Origin of the sequence: Micromonospora taraxaci, assembly GCF_007830095.1 — a bacterium.
GTDB lineage: Bacteria > Actinomycetota > Actinomycetes > Mycobacteriales > Micromonosporaceae > Micromonospora > Micromonospora taraxaci.
On sequence record NZ_VIWZ01000001.1, the window covers coordinates 4,579,502 to 4,597,730 of the forward strand.

Here is an 18,229-nt window from a genome sequence, read left to right on the forward strand (position 1 = left end):
GTGCGCTGCAACTCGTTGATCACCTTTTTGAGGGATTCGCGCAGGCGTAGTTCGTCCGCCATCAGAACGCTCCTTGCTCGGGCCGGCGGGGGAAGGATGTCCGGCGTTACAGACCGAGGTCGTTGTCGACCAGGTCAAACAACTCGTCGTCGGAGGCGTCGGCGAGGGCGTCCGGGACGCCGTCGGTGTCGGCCCCGCCGGTGTTCAGCTTCGCCAGCAGGCTCTGCAGGCGCAGGACGATGCGAGCCCGTCCGCTGTCGTCGACGTCGCGGCTGGTCAGCGCCAGTTCGAGCCGGTCGAGTTCGGCAGCGGTGGGCAGGACCGTCGCGGTGTCGGGCAGGAGCTCGTTCTTGAGGTACCGCGCGAGCACTGTCGCGGTGGGCCGGTCGAAGACCAGCGTGGCGGGCAGTTTGAGGCCGGTCTCCCGGCTCAGGTGGTTGCGGACCTCGACCGCGGCGAGGGAGTCGAAGCCGAGTTCCCGGAACGCCCGGGTCGGCGGGATGCTGTCGACCGAGGAGTGGCCGAGCACCGTCGCCGCGGCCGTGCGTACCAGGTCGAGCAGGTGCTTTTCCCGGTCCTGTTCGGGCAGGGCGGTGAGCTTGTCGCGCAGCGCCGCCACCGTGTCGGTGCCGCTTGCCGGGCCGTCGGCCTCCGCGCCCGCCAGCGCGTCGCGGGCCTCCGGCAGGTCGGCGAGCAGCCCGCTGCGGCGGGCCATGGTGTACGCCGGGGTGAACTTCGCCCAGTCGACGTCGGCGACAGTGGTGGTGGCGTCGGTCCCGGCGACCGCCCGGGCCAGGGCCGCGATGGCCGCCTCCGGGTCGAGTGGCAGCAGACCGCGTCGGCGTAGGCGTTCCTCGACGGCGGGGTCGTCCGCCATGCCCGCCCCGGACCAGGGGCCCCAGGAGACGGCGGTGGCGGGGAGCCCGGTAGCGCGCCGGTGCTCGGCGAGCGCGTCCAGGTAGGCGTTGGCGGCCGCGTAACCGCTCTGCCCGCCGCTGCCCCAGATTCCGGCGATCGAGGAGAACAGCACGAACGCGTCGAGGTCGTGGCCGGCGAGCAGGTCGTCGAGGTGGGCTGCGCCGTCCACCTTCACCCGGGTGACCGCCGCGAAGTCTTCGGCGGTGCAGTCGTCGAGCGGGGTGGGGTGGTCGACTCCGGCCGCGTGCACGACGGCCCGCAGCGGTGTGGGTCCGGCGTGTACGTCGAGGAGCAGGTCGGCGACTGCGGACCGGTCGGTGACGTCGACCGCCGCGATGGTCACCCGGGCGCCGAGGCTCTGCAGTTCGGCGGAGAGCTCCGCGGCGCCGGGCGCGGCCGTTCCGCGCCGGCTGGTCAGGACCAGGTGTTCCGCGCCGGACCGGGCGGCCCAGCGGGCGACGTGCGCTCCGAGACCACCCGTACCGCCGGTGATGAGGACGGTGCCGGCGGGCCGCCAGGAGGGGCCGTCGGTGTCGGTGGCGATGCGGACGAGGCGACGCCCGTGCGGACCGTTACGCCGGATGGCTACCTGGTCCTCGTTGCCGGCGGCGAGCACGGAGGCCAGGTCACCGGCGGTGCGCTCGTCGATCTGTTCGGGCAGGTCGACGAGCCCGCCCCAGCGTCGGGGGTGGTCGAGGGCGACGGCCCGGCCGAAGCCCCAGACGGTCGCCTGGGACGGCCGGCGCAGCGGGTCGTCCCGGTCGACGGTGACGGCGCCTCGGGTGAGGCACCAGAGCGGTGCGCCCGCGCCGCCGCTGTCGCCGAGTGCCTGTAGCAGGCGCAGCGTCGACAGCGCGGGGTCACCTCCGTCGCTGTCGTGCAGGGCCTGGAGGGAGACGACACCGGCCAGGTCGGGGGTCTCCGAGACGATCTGCCAGAGCTGGTCGGTGAGCACGCCACGGTCGGTGGTGGTGTCGTCGACTGTCGTGGTGATGACGTTCGCGCCGTGCTCCTCCAGCGCGGTCTGTACCCATCGGGTGTCGTCGCTGGGCGACACCAGCAGCCAGGTGCCGGTGAGGGCCGGTGCCGGGTCGGACGGGAACGGCTTCCAGGTGACCCGGTACCGCCAGGTGCTGAGGGTGTCGTGCTGCCTGCTCCGGTGCCGCCAGGTGGAGAGGACCGGCAGGGCGGCGTCGAGCACCTCGCGGGCGGCGCTGTCGAGGTCGCCGGCGATCAGGTCGAGGTCGGCGCGTTCGACGGCGTCCCAGAAGCGGACGTCGGCGGGTTGTGGGCCGGTGGCGGCGGGCCGCACGGTGTCCGGCCAGTACCGCTCGTGCTGGAAGGAGTAGGTGGGCAGGTCGACGCGCCGTGCGCCGGGGTAGCAGGGCGTCCAGTCGACAGCGACGCCGCGCACGTAGGCCTGCGCGAGGGCGGTGAGCAGCGTGGTCGGTTGGTCCCGGTCAGAGCGTTGCAGGGGTACGAACACCGCGTCAGCGGCGCAGTCGGCGCCCATCGCGGAGAGGACCCCGTCGGGGCCGATCTCCACGAACGTGCTGACACCGAGGCCTTCCAGTGTGGTGATGCCGTCGGCGAAGCGGACCGCCTCGCGCACGTGCCGCACCCAGTACGCGGCGTCAGGTGCTTCGGCGACCTGCCCGGTCACGTTCGACACGATCGGGATGCGCGGCGTGTCGTAGGTGAGGGTTGCCGCGACCTGGGCGAACTCGGCCAGCATCGGCTCCATCAGCACCGAGTGGAACGCGTGACTGACCCGCAGCCGCTTCGACTTCTCGAAGTGCGCCGCCACCGCCGTCACCTCGTCGGCGGCACCGGACAGCACCACCGAACGCGGACCGTTGACGGCCGCAACCGACACCCCGTCGGTCAGCAGCGGCAACACCTCCGCCTCGGTGGCCCGCACGGCGACCATGACGCCGCCGGTCGGGAGGGACTGCATGAGGCGACCCCGGGCGGTGACCAGCTTCGCCGCGTCCGGAAGGGACAGCACCCCCGCGACGTGCGCGGCGGCGATCTCACCGATCGAATGTCCCACCAGGTAGTCCGGGGTGACGCCGAACGACTCGACTAGGCGGAACAACGCGACCTCGACGGCGAACAACGCCGACTGGGTGTAGACCGTCTGGTCCAGGTCGGTTCCGTCAGCGATGACCTCGCGGATCGGCCGATCGAGGTGCCGGTCGAGCTCGGCGCAGGCCGCGTCGAACGCCTCCGCGTACACCGGGAAGGCCTCGGCCAGTGCCAGGCCCATGCCCGGTCGTTGCGAACCCTGGCCGGAGAAGACGAACGCGAGCTTGCCGTCGGAGGTCTCGCCGGTCACCAGACCGGCCGCCGGCTGACCGGCGGCTGCCGCCGCCAGGGCGTCGGCGTGCTGGGGGCCGAGCACCACAAGGCGTTCGGTCAGCGCGGCACGGGTGGTGACAAGCGAATGCCCGACGTCGACCGCGTCCGGGGCGTCCTCGCCGGAGACCCAGGTCAGCAGGCGGGCGGCCTGGTCGCGCAGCGCGGCGGGGCCACGCGCGGAGAGCGTCCAGGGCACGATGCCGGTCTGCGGTCGGCGCAGCGCCGGCTCGTCACCGTCGGCTACGGCCGGCGGCTCCTCGATAATCACGTGGGCGTTGGTGCCGGACATGCCGAACGAGGAGATGGCGGCTCGGCGCGGGCGGTCGCCGGCCGGCCACGGTCGGGGTTCGGTGAGAAGTGCGACAGCGCCGGCAGACCAGTCCACGTGCGGGGTCGGCTCGTCGACGTGCAGGGTCCGGGGCAGGGTCTCGTGGCGCATGGCCTCGACCATCTTGATGATCCCGGCGACGCCGGCGGCGGCCTGCGAGTGGCCGATGTTCGACTTGATCGACCCCAGCCAGAGCGGCTGGTCGGCGGGGCGGTCCTGACCGTAGGTGGCGAGCAGCGCCTGCGCCTCGATCGGGTCGCCCAGCTTGGTGCCGGTGCCGTGCGCCTCGACGGTGTCGACGTCGGCGGTCGTGAGATCGGCGGCAGCGAGCGCCGCCCGGATCACCCGCTGTTGGGCGGGCCCGTTCGGGGCGGTCAGGCCGTTGGAGGCGCCGTCCTGGTTGATGGCACTGCCGCGGACCAGGGCGAGGACCTGGTGACCGTTGCGTCGGGCGTCGGAGAGCCGCTCCACCAGCAGGACGCCGACGCCCTCGGCCCAACCGGTGCCGTCGGCGGCGGCGGCGAACGACTTGCACCGGCCGTCGGCGGCCAGGCCACGCTGGCGGGAGAACTCGGTGAACGTGCCGGGCGTGGCCATCACGATCGCCCCACCGGCCAGGGCGAGGTCGCACTCGCCGGACCGCAGTGCCTGGGCGGCGAGGTGCAGCGCGACGAGCGACGACGAGCAGGCGGTGTCCACCGAGACGGACGGCCCTTCCAGACCCAGCGCGTAGGACACCCGACCGGAGATGACGCTGGCGGCGTTGCCGGTGGCCAGGTAGCCCTCCACCGCGTCCGGCGCCGCCATCAGCAGCGTCGGGTAGTCGTGGCTGTTGGTGCCGGTGAAGACACCGGTGTGGGTGCCGCGCAGTGCGGTCGGGTCGATGCCGGCGCGTTCCACCGCCTCCCAGGACGTCTCCAGCAGCAGGCGTTGCTGCGGGTCCATGGCGAGCGCCTCGCGGGGCGAGATGCCGAAGAACCGGGCGTCGAAGTCGGCGACGCCGTCGAGGAAGCCGCCGGCTGCGGCGTACGAGGTGCCGCGCGCGTCGGGGTCGGCGTCGTAGAGGGCGTCGAGGTCCCAGCCACGGTCGTCGGGCAGCGCCGAGACGGCGTCGGTGCCGGTCTCGACCAGTCGCCACAGGTCCTCCGGCGAGCTGACCCCGCCGGGGTAGCGGCAGGCCATGCCGACGATGGCGATCGGCTCGGACGTGGTGGTCGTCACCCGGGTCTGCGGGGTGGCGCTGTCGTCGGCGCCGAGCAGTGCGTGCAGGTGACCAGCGAGGGTCGCGGCGCTCGGGTAGTCGAAGACGATGCTGGAGGGCAATTGCAGACCCGTCGTGGTGACCAGTCGGTTGCGTAGTTCGACTGCGGTCAGGGAGTCGAAGCCGAGTTCGCGGAAGGGGCGGTCGACGCCGATGTCGGCGACGCTGCCCAACCCGAGCACCGCCACCGCCTCGGTGCGCACCACGTCCAACAGACGCTTCGCGCGTTCGGTGGCGCCGAGCCCGTCGAGGAAGGTGCTCTGCACACTCGTCTGCGCAACCGGGGTATACACCTCGTCCAACAACGGACGCGACCGCGCTGAGGTGAACGACGCACCGAACCGGTCCCAGTCCACATCCGCGACGGTGACCGCCCGCTCCCCCGACTCCACCACCTGGGCGAACGCCGCCATCGCCACCTGCGCCGACATCGGAGGCAACCCCCGACGCCGCAACGGCCCGTCGTCACCAGCCGCAGTGACCATGCCACCACCGGCCCACGGACCCCACGACAACGCCGTACCCACCACACCCCGCACCCGCCGCGCCGCGATCAACCCGTCCAGGAACGCATTCGCCGCGGCGTACGCACCCTGCCCACCACTGCCCCACACTCCGGAGATCGACGAGAACACCACGAACGCATCCAGGTCATCGCCCAACAACTCGTCCAGGTGCACCGCACCTGCGGTCTTGCCGGACACCACCTCGTCCCAGATCTCCGGAGTGAGGTCGGTCAACACTGACGTCCGCTCCACACCGGCGGCGTGCACGACGGCTCGTACTGGAGCGTCCAGGCTGTGCACCATTGCGCTGACCGCGTCCCGGTCCGCCATGTCGCAGGCGACGACCGTCACCCGGGCGCCGGCTGCCTCGACGGCGGCCACGATGTCGGCGGCACCCTCGGCCTGTGGGCCTCGCCGCGACACCAGCACCAGGTGCTCGGCGCCACGCTCGGCCGCCCAGACCGCGACCCGGCCACCCAACGAACCGGTACCACCGGTCACCAGGACCGTTCCCGACGGCGACCAACCCGGCTGCTCACCAGCCACCGCCGTCGAACGCGTCAACCGCCGCACGTACGCACCCGACGACCGCACCGCGACCTGGTCCTCGGCACCGAACCCACCAGCCAACACCCGCACCAACCGGGCGCCCACCCGCGCATCCCAGGCGGACGGAACATCAACCAGACCACCCCACAGGTGCGGCATTTCCAGGCCGATCACTCGACCCAGACCCCACACGGCCGACACCGCTGGCGAGACGACGTCCGCACGCCCGACCGACACCCCACCGGCCGTCACCACCCACAGCGGAGCGGTCACGTCGGCCCGTACGAGCTCCTGCACCAGGGCGAGGGTGGGTCGGGCGGGGTCGGTGAGCTCGGTGTCCAGGGCGAAGAGCGAGACGACACCGCTCACGTCTTCCGGCAGGTCGGCGAGGACGGCGGCGAGGACCGCGCGGTCGGCGGTCGGGGCCAGTTCGACGCGGATGACGTCCGCTCCGGCGTCGGCCAGTGTGGTGGCGATGCCGGTGCCGACGCCGGTGGGGCCGACGACCAGCCAGGGGCCGGTCAACTCCGTCACGGCGTCTCCGGTCGCCGAGCGCCACTCGACGCGGTAGCGCCGGTCGTCGACGAGTTGGGCGTCCTGGCGCTTGCGGTGCCACTGGGCCAGAGCGGGGAGTAGGTCGCCGGCGTTGTCAGCGGCGATGCCGAGGCGGTCCAGGTCTCCGTCCTCGATGGCGGCCCAGAAGTCGGCGTCGGGCACTGTGGCACCGGTTGTTCCGCCGTCGACCCCGGCGAAGACGTCGGCCAGCGTGGCGCTCGGCCAGTAGTCACGGTGCCGGAAGGCGTAGGTGGGCAGGTCGACGAGGCTTCCACCGGGGTAGCACTGTGTCCAGTCCACCGGCACACCGCGGACGAAGGCTCGGGCCAGGCCGGTGAGGAAGGTCGACACCTGGTCGGGGGTTGCCCGTTGCAGGGGGACGAGCGCCGCCCCGGTCACGCAGTCCGCGCCCATGGCGGAGAGGACCCCGTCGGGGCCGATCTCCACGAAGGTGCTGACACCGAGGCCTTCCAGGGCGGCGATCCCGTCGGCGAAGCGCACCGCCTCGCGGACGTGCCGCACCCAGTAGGCGGCATCCTGTGTCGACGCGACCTGTCCGGTGATGTTCGAGACGATCGGGATGCGCGGCGGGTGGTAGCTCAGCCCGCCGGCCACTCGGGCGAACGCGTCGAGCATCGGCTCCATCAGCGACGAGTGGAACGCGTGGCTGACCCGCAGTCGCTTGGACTTCTCGAAGTGGGCGGCGACGGCTGCCACCGCGTCGGCGGCACCGGACAGCACGATCGAGCGCGGCCCGTTGATCGCGGCGATGTCCACGCCCTCGGTCAGCAGTGGCCGTACCTCGGCTTCGGTGGCCCGTACGGCGACCATGACGCCGCCGGGCGGCAGCTCCTGCATCAGGCGGCCCCGGGCCGCGACCAGCGTTGCCGCGTCGGCCAGGGACAGGACCCCGGCGACGTGTGCGGCGGCGATCTCACCGATCGAGTGCCCGACCAGGTAGTCCGGGGTGACGCCGAACGACTCGACCAGGCGGTGGAGCGCGACCTCGTAGGCGAACAACGCCGTCTGGGTGTAGAGGGTCTGGTCGAGGTCGGTGTCGTCGGTGATCACGTCACGCAGTGGGCGGTCCAGGTGGACGTCGAGTTCGGCGCAGGCCGCGTCGAACGCGTCGGCGAAGACCGGGTACGTCTCGGCCAGTTCCAGGCCCATGCCCGGGCGCTGTGATCCCTGGCCGGAGAAGACGAACGCGAGCTTGCCGTCGGAGACCTCACCGACGACCAGACCGGCCGAGGCGGTCCCGGCCGCGAGCGCGTCGAGGGCGTCGCGGTGGTCGGCGCCGATCGACACCGCCCGGTACGGCAGGGCGGCGCGGTGCGCGGCGAGGGTGTGCCCGACGTCGATCGTGGCGGTGGGGTGTTGGTCGAGGTGGTCGGTGAGTCGGGTGGCCTGTGCGCGCAGGGCGTCGTCGCTGCGCGCGGAGATCAGCCACGGCACCACCTCGTGCGGCGCGGCGGCCGGCTGCTCGACGGGTTCGACGGCCGGGGGTTCTTCCAGGATGAGGTGGGCATTGGTGCCGGAGAACCCGAACGACGACACACCCGCACGGCGGACTCGGCCGGTCTGCGGCTCCCACGGGCGGGGTTCGGTCAACAACCGCACGTCACCGGTGGTCCAGTCGACCTGCGGGGTCGGCTCGTCCACGTGCAACGTCGCCGGAAGCACCCCGTGCTTCAACGCCTGGACCATCTTGATCACACCGGCGACACCGGCGGCGGCCTGGGTGTGACCGATGTTCGACTTCACCGACCCCAACCACAACGGCTCACCACCCGGGCGGTCCTGCCCATACGTGGCCAACAACGCCTGCGCCTCGATCGGATCACCCAACTTGGTGCCGGTGCCATGCGCCTCAACCACATCGACGTCGGAGGTCGACAGATCAGCGGCCGCGAGCGCCGCCCGGATCACCCGCTGCTGCGACGGACCATTCGGCGCCGTCAAACCATTCGACGCACCATCCTGATTGACCGCACTACCCCGCACCACCGCCAACACGCGATGCCCATTGGCCACCGCATCCGACAAACGCTCCACCACCAGAACACCGACACCCTCACCCCACGCCGTGCCATCCGCCCCCGCCGCGAAAGCCTTACACCGACCATCACCGGCCAACCCCCGCTGCCGCGAAAACTCAATGAACGTCCCCGGCGTCGACATCACCGTCACACCACCAGCCAACGCCAAACCACACTCACCAGACCGCAACGCCTGCACCGCCAAATGCAACGCCACCAACGACGACGAACACGCCGTATCCACAGTGACCGCAGGCCCCTCCACACCTAACACATAAGAAACCCGACCCGACAACACACTCGCCGCGTTACCAGTCCCCAAGAAACCATCAGCCTCCCGCGGCACCGCCAACAACAACGTCGAATAATCCTGACCATTCGTCCCCGTGAAAACACCAACCGGAGAACCCCGCAACCCCAGCGGATCAACCCCCGCCGACTCCAACGCCTCCCACGACACCTCCAACAACAACCGCTGCTGCGGATCCATCGCCAACGCCTCCCGAGGCGACACCCCGAAAAACGACGCATCAAAACCCGCAACACCACCCAAAAACCCACCAGCAGAAACATACGACGTCCCAAACGACTCCCCATCACCCACCAAACCCGCCAAATCCCAACCCCGATCCGACGGAAACTCCACCACCCCATCCCCACCCGACACCACAAAATCCCACAACTCATCCGGCGACCCCACACCACCCGGAAAACGACACGCCATACCCACAATCGCCACCGGCTCATCCGCCACAACCGACGACGACACCACCTCCGAAACACCGGAGTCACCACCCAACAACGACCCCAGATAACCCGCCAACACACCCGCCGACGGATAATCAAAAACGATGCTGGAGGGCAGTTGCAGACCCGTCGTGGCAACCAGTCGGTTGCGTAGTTCGACTGCGGTCAGGGAGTCGAAGCCGAGTTCGCGGAAGGGCCGGTCGACGCCGATGTCGGCGACGCTGCCCAACCCGAGCACCGCTACCGCCTCGGTGCGCACCACGTCCAACAGACGCCTCGACCGCTCGGCCGGGCTCAACCCGTCCAGGAAGCTGCTCGACGCGGCCGTCTGCTCGACCGGGGCGTACACCTCGTCCAACAACGGACGCGACCGCGCCGACGTGAACGACGCACCAAAACGATCCCAGTCCACATCCGCGACAGTGACCGCCCGCTCCCCCGACTCCACCACCTGAGCGAAAGCCGCCATCGCCAACTCCGCCGACATCGGAGGCAACCCCCGACGACGCAACCCCCCGTCATCACCAGCCGCCGACACCATGCCACCACCAGCCCACGGACCCCACGACAACGCCGTACCCACCACACCCCGCACCCGCCGCGCCGCGATCAACCCGTCCACGAACGCATTCGCCGCCGCGTACGCACCCTGACCACCACTGCCCCACACCCCGGAGATCGACGAGAACACCACGAACGCATCCAGGTCATCACCCAACAACTCGTCCAGGTGCACCGCACCTGCGGTCTTGCCGGACACCACCTCGTCCCACAATTCGGGGGTGGTCTCGGTCAGCAACGCGGAGCGCTCCACGCCGGCGGCGTGCACCACGGCCCGGACCGGAGTGTCGAGTCCGTCGAGCAGGGCTCGAACCGCATCCCGATCACCCATGTCGCAGGCCGCGACCGTCACCCGAGCGCCGGCGGCCTCGACCGCAGCGACCACATCGGCAGCTCCTGCGGCGTGCGGGCCTCGCCGCGACACCAGCACCAGATGCTTGGCACCACGCTCGGCCGCCCACACCGCGACCCGGCCACCCAACGAACCGGTGCCACCGGTCACCAGGACCGTTCCCGACGGCGACCAACCCGGCTGCTCGCCAGCCACCGCCGTCGAACGCGTCAACCGCCGCACATACACACCCGACGACCGCACCGCGACCTGGTCCTCGGCACCGAACCCACCGGCCAACACCCGCACCAACCGGGCGCCCACCCGCGCATCCCAGACAGCCGGAACATCGACCAGACCACCCCACAGGTGCGGCAACTCCAGACCGACCACCCGACCCAGACCCCACACCGCCGACACCGCTGGGGAAACGACGTCGCCACGCCCGACCGACACCCCACCCGCCGTCACCACCCACAGCGGGGCGGTCACGTCCGTGCCGGCGAACTGCTGGACCAGGGCGAGCAGGTCGGCTCCAGCGTCGGCCACGGCGACGATGCCCGCGATCGGTGCGGAGAGGTCGGTCAGGTCGGTCGCGTCGTGGGCGTGGAGCACGTCGGCGCCGGCCTCGGCGAGTGTGCTCGCGAGGAAGCCGACGAGGTTCTCGTCGGTGGGGTCGGCGCCGACGACCAGCCAGCGGCCGTCGAGGGTGTCGGAGGCGTCGCCGGTGACCGGACGCCAGGTGGTCCGGTAGCGCCAGCCGTCGACGACGTCGGCGTCCTGACGCTTGCGACGCCATTCGGCCAGCGCCGGCAGCAGGTCACCGGCGCTGTCCGCAGTGATACCCAATCGCGCCAGGTCGCCGTCCTCGACAGCGGCCCAGAACTCGGCGTCGGCCGGTTCGCCGGCGGCGGTCGCGGTGACCGGCTCCGGAACGCTCGGCCAGTAACGCTCGTGCTGGAAGGCGTAGGTCGGCAGGTCGATCAGCCGCCCGCCGCTCAGGCACGACGTCCAGTCGACAGCGACGCCGCGCACGAAGGCCTGCGCGAGGGCGGTCAGCAAGGTGGCTGCCTGGTCGCGGTCAGAGCGTTGCACGGGTACGAACACCGCGTCGCTCACACAGTCCGCGCCCATGGCCGACAGCACCCCGTCGGGGCCGATCTCCACGAACGTGCTGACACCGAAGTCTTCCAGTGTGGTGATGCCGTCGGCGAAGCGGACCGCTTCCCGGATGTGCCGCACCCAGTACGCGGCGTCCTGGGTCTCGGCGACCTGCCCGGTCAGGTTGGACACCACGGGGATGCGCGGTGACTCGTAGGCGAGGGATTCCGCGACCTCGGCGAACTCGGCCAGCATGGGCTCCATCAACACCGAGTGGAAGGCGTGGCTGACCCGTAGCCGCTTCGACTTCTTGAAGGCCGCTGCCACCGCTGCGACCTCGTCGGCAACACCGGACAGCACCACGGAACGCGGGCCGTTGATCGCGGCGACGGAGACCCCGTCGGTCAGCAGCGGCAGCACCTCCGCCTCGGTGGCTCGTACCGCGACCATGACCCCACCGGCCGGAAGCGCCTGCATCAATCGACCTCGGGCGCTGACAAGCGTCGCCGCGTCGGCCAGCGACATGACCCCGGCGACGTGCGCGGCGGCGATCTCGCCGATCGAGTGCCCCACCAGGAAATGCGGCCTGACCCCGAACGACTCGACAAGGCGGAACAACGCCACCTCGACGGCGAACAACGCGGCCTGCGTGTAGACCGTCTGGTCCAGGGCTTTCGCGTCGTCCGCGATCACGTCCCGGATCGGCCGGTCGAGATGACGGTCCAGCTCGGCGCAGACCGCGTCGAACGCCTCCGCGTACACGGGGAACCTGACGTAGAGGTCCAAGCCCATGCCGTGCCGTTGCGAGCCCTGGCCAGAGAAGACGAAGGCGGTACGCCCGCCCTGTGCAGTGCCGGTGACCAGGCCGGGGCCCGTCGTCCCGCCGGCGAGGGCAGTCAGCGCGGCCTGCCGATCCGTACCGAGGACGACGGCCCGGTGGGCGAGGGTGGCGCGAGCGGCCAGCGAACGGCCGACGTCTGCCGGGTCGGCGTCGGGCCGCTCGTCGAGGTGGTCGGCGAGTCGGGTGGCCTGTGCGCGCAGGGCGTCGTCGCTGCGCGCGGAGATCAGCCACGGCACAACCACGTGCGGCGCAGCCGGCTGCTCGACAGGTTCGACGGCCGGGGGTTCTTCCAGGATCAGGTGGGCATTCGTGCCGGAGAACCCGAACGACGACACACCCGCACGGCGGACTCGGCCGGTCTGCGGCTCCCACGGGCGGGGTTCGGTCAACAACCGCACGTCACCGGTGGTCCAGTCGACCTGCGGGGTCGGTTCGTCCACGTGCAACGTCGCGGGCAACACCCCGTGCTTCAACGCCTGGACCATCTTGATCACACCGGCGACACCCGCGGCGGCCTGGGTGTGACCGATGTTCGACTTCACCGACCCCAACCACAACGGCTCACCACCCGGGCGGTCCTGCCCATACGTGGCCAACAACGCCTGCGCCTCGATCGGATCACCCAACTTGGTGCCGGTGCCATGCGCCTCAACGACATCGACGTCGGAGGTCGACAGATCAGCGGCCGCGAGCGCCGCGCGGATCACCCGCTGCTGCGACGGACCATTCGGCGCCGTCAAACCATTCGACGCACCATCCTGATTGACCGCACTACCCCGCACCACCGCCAACACGCGATGCCCATTGGCCACCGCATCCGACAAACGCTCCACCACCAGAACACCGACACCCTCACCCCACGCCGTGCCATCCGCCCCCGCCGCGAAAGCCTTACACCGACCATCACCGGCCAACCCCCGCTGCCGCGAAAACTCAATGAACGTCCCCGGCGTCGACATCACCGTCACACCACCAGCCAACGCCAAACCACACTCACCAGACCGCAACGCCTGCACCGCCAAATGCAACGCCACCAACGACGACGAACACGCCGTATCCACAGTGACCGCAGGCCCCTCCACACCTAACACATAAGAAACCCGACCCGACAACACACTCGCCGCGTTACCAGTCCCCAAGAAACCATCAGCCTCCCGCGGCACCGCCAACAACAACGTCGAATAATCCTGACCATTCGTCCCCGTAAAAACACCAACCGGAGAACCCCGCAACCCCAGCGGATCAACCCCCGCCGACTCCAACGCCTCCCACGACACCTCCAACAACAACCGCTGCTGCGGATCCATCGCCAACGCCTCCCGAGGCGACACCCCGAAAAACGACGCATCAAAACCCGCAACACCACCCAAAAACCCACCAGCAGAAACATACGACGTCCCAAACGACTCCCCATCACCCACCAAACCCGCCAAATCCCAACCCCGATCCGACGGAAACTCCACCACCCCATCCCCACCCGACACCACAAAATCCCACAACTCATCCGGCGACCCCACACCACCCGGAAAACGACACGCCATACCCACAATCGCCACCGGCTCATCCGCCACAACCGACGACGACACCACCTCCGAAACACCGGAGTCACCACCCAACAACGACCCCAGATAACCCGCCAACACACCCGCCGACGGATAATCAAAAACAACACTCGACGGCAGCTGCAAACCCGTCACCACATTCAACCGATTACGCAACTCCACCGCAGTCAACGAATCGAAGCCGAGTTCCTTGAACGGTTGGTCGGCGTCGATCAGACCGGCGCCGGTGTGCCCGAGGACGGCAGCCGCACTGGTGACCACCAGGTCGAGCAGTTCGCGGGACCGCTCCTCGGCGCTCATCGCGGCGTACCGGCCGGCGGCGGGCGCGGCCGGCGTCGAGTCGGTGACCTGTAGGCGAATGTGGTCGGGCAGCGCGCTGACCAGCGGACGGACGCGGGCGGACGCGTACATCGGAAGGAAGCGGTCCCAGTCGACGTCGGCGATGGTCACGCTGGTCTCGTCGCGGTCGAGGACCGACTGGAGACCGGAGAGGGCGAGTTCCGGGTCGACGGTGAGCAGGCCACGCTTGCGCAGCTGCTCGGTGATCTCCGGGTCGTCGGCCATGCCCCCGCCGGCCCAGACGCCCCAGGCGATCGCTGTGGCCGCGAGACCACGGGAGCGGCGCCATTCGGCGAACGCGTCGAGGAAGGCGTTGCCGGCCGAGTACGCGGCCTGCCCGCCGCTGCCCCAGACACCGGAGATGGAGGAGAACAGGACGAAGGTGCTGGGCTCGTCGCCGAGCGCGGCGTCCAGGTTGATCGCGCCGGCGACCTTGGCGGCCAGGACGGCGTCGAGGTCGGCGGCGGTGGCGGTGTCCAGGTCGGTGTGGTGGTCGACGCCGGCGGCGTGCACGACGGTGTCGATCCGCTCGCCGGCCTCCCGTAGTTGCTGGACGAGCCGGTTCACCTCGTCCGGGTCGGCGACGTCGCAGGCGCTGACTGTCACCCGGGCCCCGTGGCGTCGCACCTCGGCGGCCACCACGTCGGCGTCGGGCGCGTGGAGACCGCGACGGCTGACCAGGACCACGTGTTCGGCTCCGCGGACGGCGACCCAACTCGCCACCCGAGCGCCGAGGCCACCGGTTCCGCCGGTGATCAGCACGGTGCCGCGCGGCAGCCACGCGTCGCGGGGCGCGGCCTCGGTGTGCGGGTGTCGCAGCAACCGACGTACGTAGGTGCCGGATCCGCGTACCGCGATCTCGTCCTCGCCGCTGCCGTGCAGCGCGGCGACGACCCGGTCGGCGGCACGCTGGTCCAGCTTCTCCGGCAGGTCGACGAGGCCACCCCAGAGGTGGGGGCGTTCCAGGCCGAGGACCCGACCGAGGCCCCAGGCGAGGGCCTGGCGGGGCGCGTCGAGGCGGTCCGCGCGGCCGGTGGCGACGGCGCCCCGGGTGGCGGCCCACAGTGGTGCTTCCAGGCCCGCGTCGGCGCAGGCCTGCGCGACGGTCAGGAGGGTCGCCGCCGGGTCGAGCGCGGGGTCCAGGGCGAGCAGGGACAGGATGCCGTCGATGGGGCCGGCGGTGCGTAGTCGTTCGGCGAGAGCGGTGCGCTCGGGGGTCACGGTGAGCACTGTGGCGTCGCCGAGTGCGGACAGGAGCGCCGTGGTGTCGCCGACGTCGGCGCTGGTCAGGACGATCCACCGGCCGGCCGCCGGGGTGTGGTGTGTGCCGGTCGACGGCTCCCAGCCGATCCGGTAGCGCAGGGTGTCGAGCACCGCGTGGGTGTGCCGGCGCCGCCGCCACGCGGAGAACGCCGGCAACAGCGCTTCCAGGGTTTCGCGGTCCTCGTCCGAGCCGAGGCCGAGGGTTTCCGCGAGGAAGGCCGTGTCCTGGCGCTCGATCGCCGACCAGAAGTGCCCGTCGGCCGGGTCGCCGGCCGTCTCGGTCCGCTCGGCGGGCGGCGAGGTGAGCCAGTACTGCTGCCGTTGGAAGGCGTAGGTGGGCAGGTCGACGAGACGCCCGCCGGTCAGGCAGGGCGTCCAGTCGACAGCGACACCGCGCACGAAAGCCTGCGCGAGGGCGGCCAGCAGCGTGGCAGGTTGGTCCCGGTCAGAGCGTTGCACGGGTACGAACACCGCGTCGCTGACGCAGTCCGCACCCATGGCCGACAGCACCCCGTCCGGGCCGATCTCCACGAATGTGCTGACACCCAGGGCTTCCAGTGTGGTGATCCCGTCAGCGAAGCGCACCGCCTCACGGACGTGCCGCACCCAGTAGGCGGCATCCTGTGTCGACGCGACCTGCCCGCTCACGTTCGACACGATCGGAATACGCGGCGACTCGTAGGTCAGCGCAGCCGCCACCGAGGCGAACTCGGTAAGCATCGGCTCCATCAACACCGAATGGAACGCGTGACTGACCCGCAACCGCTTCGACTTCTCGAAGTGCGCCGCCACCGCCATCACCTCGTCGGCCACACCGGAGAGCACCACCGACCGGGGTCCGTTGATCGCAGCGACGGACACCCCGTCGGTCAGCAACGGCAACACCTCGGCCTCGGTGGCCCGCACGGCCACCATGACACCGCCGGTCGGCAATGCCTGCATCAACCGGCCCCGGGCGGTGACCAGCGTCGCCGCATCAGGCAGGGACAGCACCCCCGCGACGTGCGCGGCGGCGATCTCCCCGATCGAGTGCCCGACCAGGTAATCCGGGGTGACACCGAACGACTCCACCAGGCGGAACAGGGCAACCTCGACGGCGAACAACGCCGCCTGCGTGTAGACCGTCTGATCCAGGTCGTCACCCTCGGCGATCACCTCGCGGATCGGCCGGTCCAGGTGCCGGTCCAGCTCGGCGCAGACCGCGTCGAACGCCTCCGCGTACACCGGGAACGTGTCGTAAAGGGCCAGGCCCATGCCCGGTCGTTGCGAACCCTGACCGGAGAACACGAACGCCGTCTTGCCGCGTACCACCGACCCGACGACCGGGCCGGGCTCACCGGCAGCGACCGCCGCCAGCTCGTCGCGCCCGAACACGACCGCCCGATGCGCGTGTGTCGACCGCGACGACACCAACGAGAACCCGACGTCCACCGGGTCGGCGTCCACCGCAATCAGCCGGGCGGCCTGCCCGCGCAACGCCTCCGCCGACCGGGCGGAGAGCACCCACGGCACTGGGACGGGCACCACGGTCTCGCTGCGGGGCGGCTCCTCGGCGGCCGGTGGTTCCTCGATGATGACGTGCGCGTTCGTCCCGGAGACCCCGAACGACGACACGCCGGCGCGGCGCGGCCGGTCCTCGGCGTCCGGCCACGGCCGGGCCGCGGTGAGCAGTTCCACAGCGCCCGCCGACCAGTCCACCTGCGGCGTCGGCTCGTCCACGTGCAGCGTTCGCGGCATGGTGCGGTGCCGCATCGCCATCAGCATCTTGATGATCCCGGCGACTCCGGCTGCCGCCTGGGTGTGCCCGATGTTCGACTTGATCGACCCCAGCCACAGTGGCTGGTCGGCGGACCGGTCCTGGCCGTACGTGGCCAGCAGCGCCTGGGCCTCGATCGGGTCGCCCAGTGTGGTGCCGGTGCCGTGCGCCTCGACGAGGTCGACGTGCTCGGCGGGCACCCGGGCGTTGGCCAGGGCGCTGCGGATGACCCGTTGCTGGGCCGGGCCGTTCGGGGCGGTGAGGGCGCTGCTGGCACCGTCCTGGTTGACAGCGGTGCCGCGCACGACGCCGAGGACGCGGTGACCGTTGCGGACCGCGTCGGAGAGCCGTTCCAGGAGCAGCATGCCGGCGCCCTCGGCCCAACCGGTGCCGTCGGCGGCGGCGGCGAACGACTTGCACCGCCCGTCGGTGGAGAGTCCTCGCTGCTTGCTGAAGTCGACGAAGACGACAGGGGTGGCCATCACGGCGACGCCACCGGCCAGGGCGAGGGAGCATTCACCCTGGCGCAGCGACTGGACGGCCAGGTGCAGGGCGACGAGCGACGACGAGCAGGCGGTGTCCACGGTGACCGCCGGCCCCTCCAACCCCAGGGTGTACGCGACCCGCCCGGAGGCGACGCTGCCGGAGTTCCCGGTGCCCAGGTAGCCGGCGACGTCGTCCGGGATGCTGGTCAGGTTGACCGCGTAGTCGTGGTACATGACGCCGGCGAACACCCCGGTACGGCTGCCCCGCAACCGGGTCGGGTCGATTCCGGCCCGCTCGAAGGTCTCCCAGGACGTCTCCAGCAGCAGGCGCTGCTGCGGGTCCATGGCGATCGCCTCGCGGGGTGAGATGCCGAAGAAGGCCGGGTCGAACCGGCCCGCCTCGTGCAGGAAGCCACCCTCGTGGGTGTACGACGTCCCGGGGTGGTCGGGGTCGGGGTGGTAGAGCGACTCCAGGTCCCACCCGCGGTCGACGGGGAACTCGGTGATGCCGTCCCGCTCGTCGGCGACCAGGCGCCACAGGTCCTCGGGAGTCTCCACACCGCCGGGGTAGCGGCAGGCCATGCCGATGATCGCGACCGGCTCGCGGTCGCGCTCCTCCATCTCGCGCAACCGCTGACGGGTGTCGCGCAGGTCGCTGGTGGCGCGCTTGAGGTAATCCAGGAGCTTGGCTTCGTCGGCCATCAGAACGTCACTCCCCGTCGGTGT

1 protein-coding gene is annotated in these 18,229 nt (G+C 70.8%); it reads right to left on the reverse strand.

Annotated features, from left to right (window positions below; translation table 11 throughout):
• Positions 1-106 precede the first annotated feature (106 nt).
• Positions 107-18,205, reverse strand: coding sequence for a type I polyketide synthase (locus tag FHU34_RS20820; protein WP_145783138.1), 18,099 nt, complete (start codon positions 18,203-18,205; stop codon positions 107-109).
• Positions 18,206-18,229 lie beyond the last annotated feature (24 nt).

Bases quoted from the DNA above. Each gene is read 5' to 3' on its own strand.
- FHU34_RS20820 (WP_145783138.1), bottom strand. From the start codon at position 18,205: ATGGCCGACGAAGCCAAGCTCCTGGATTACCTCAAGCGCGCCACCAGC.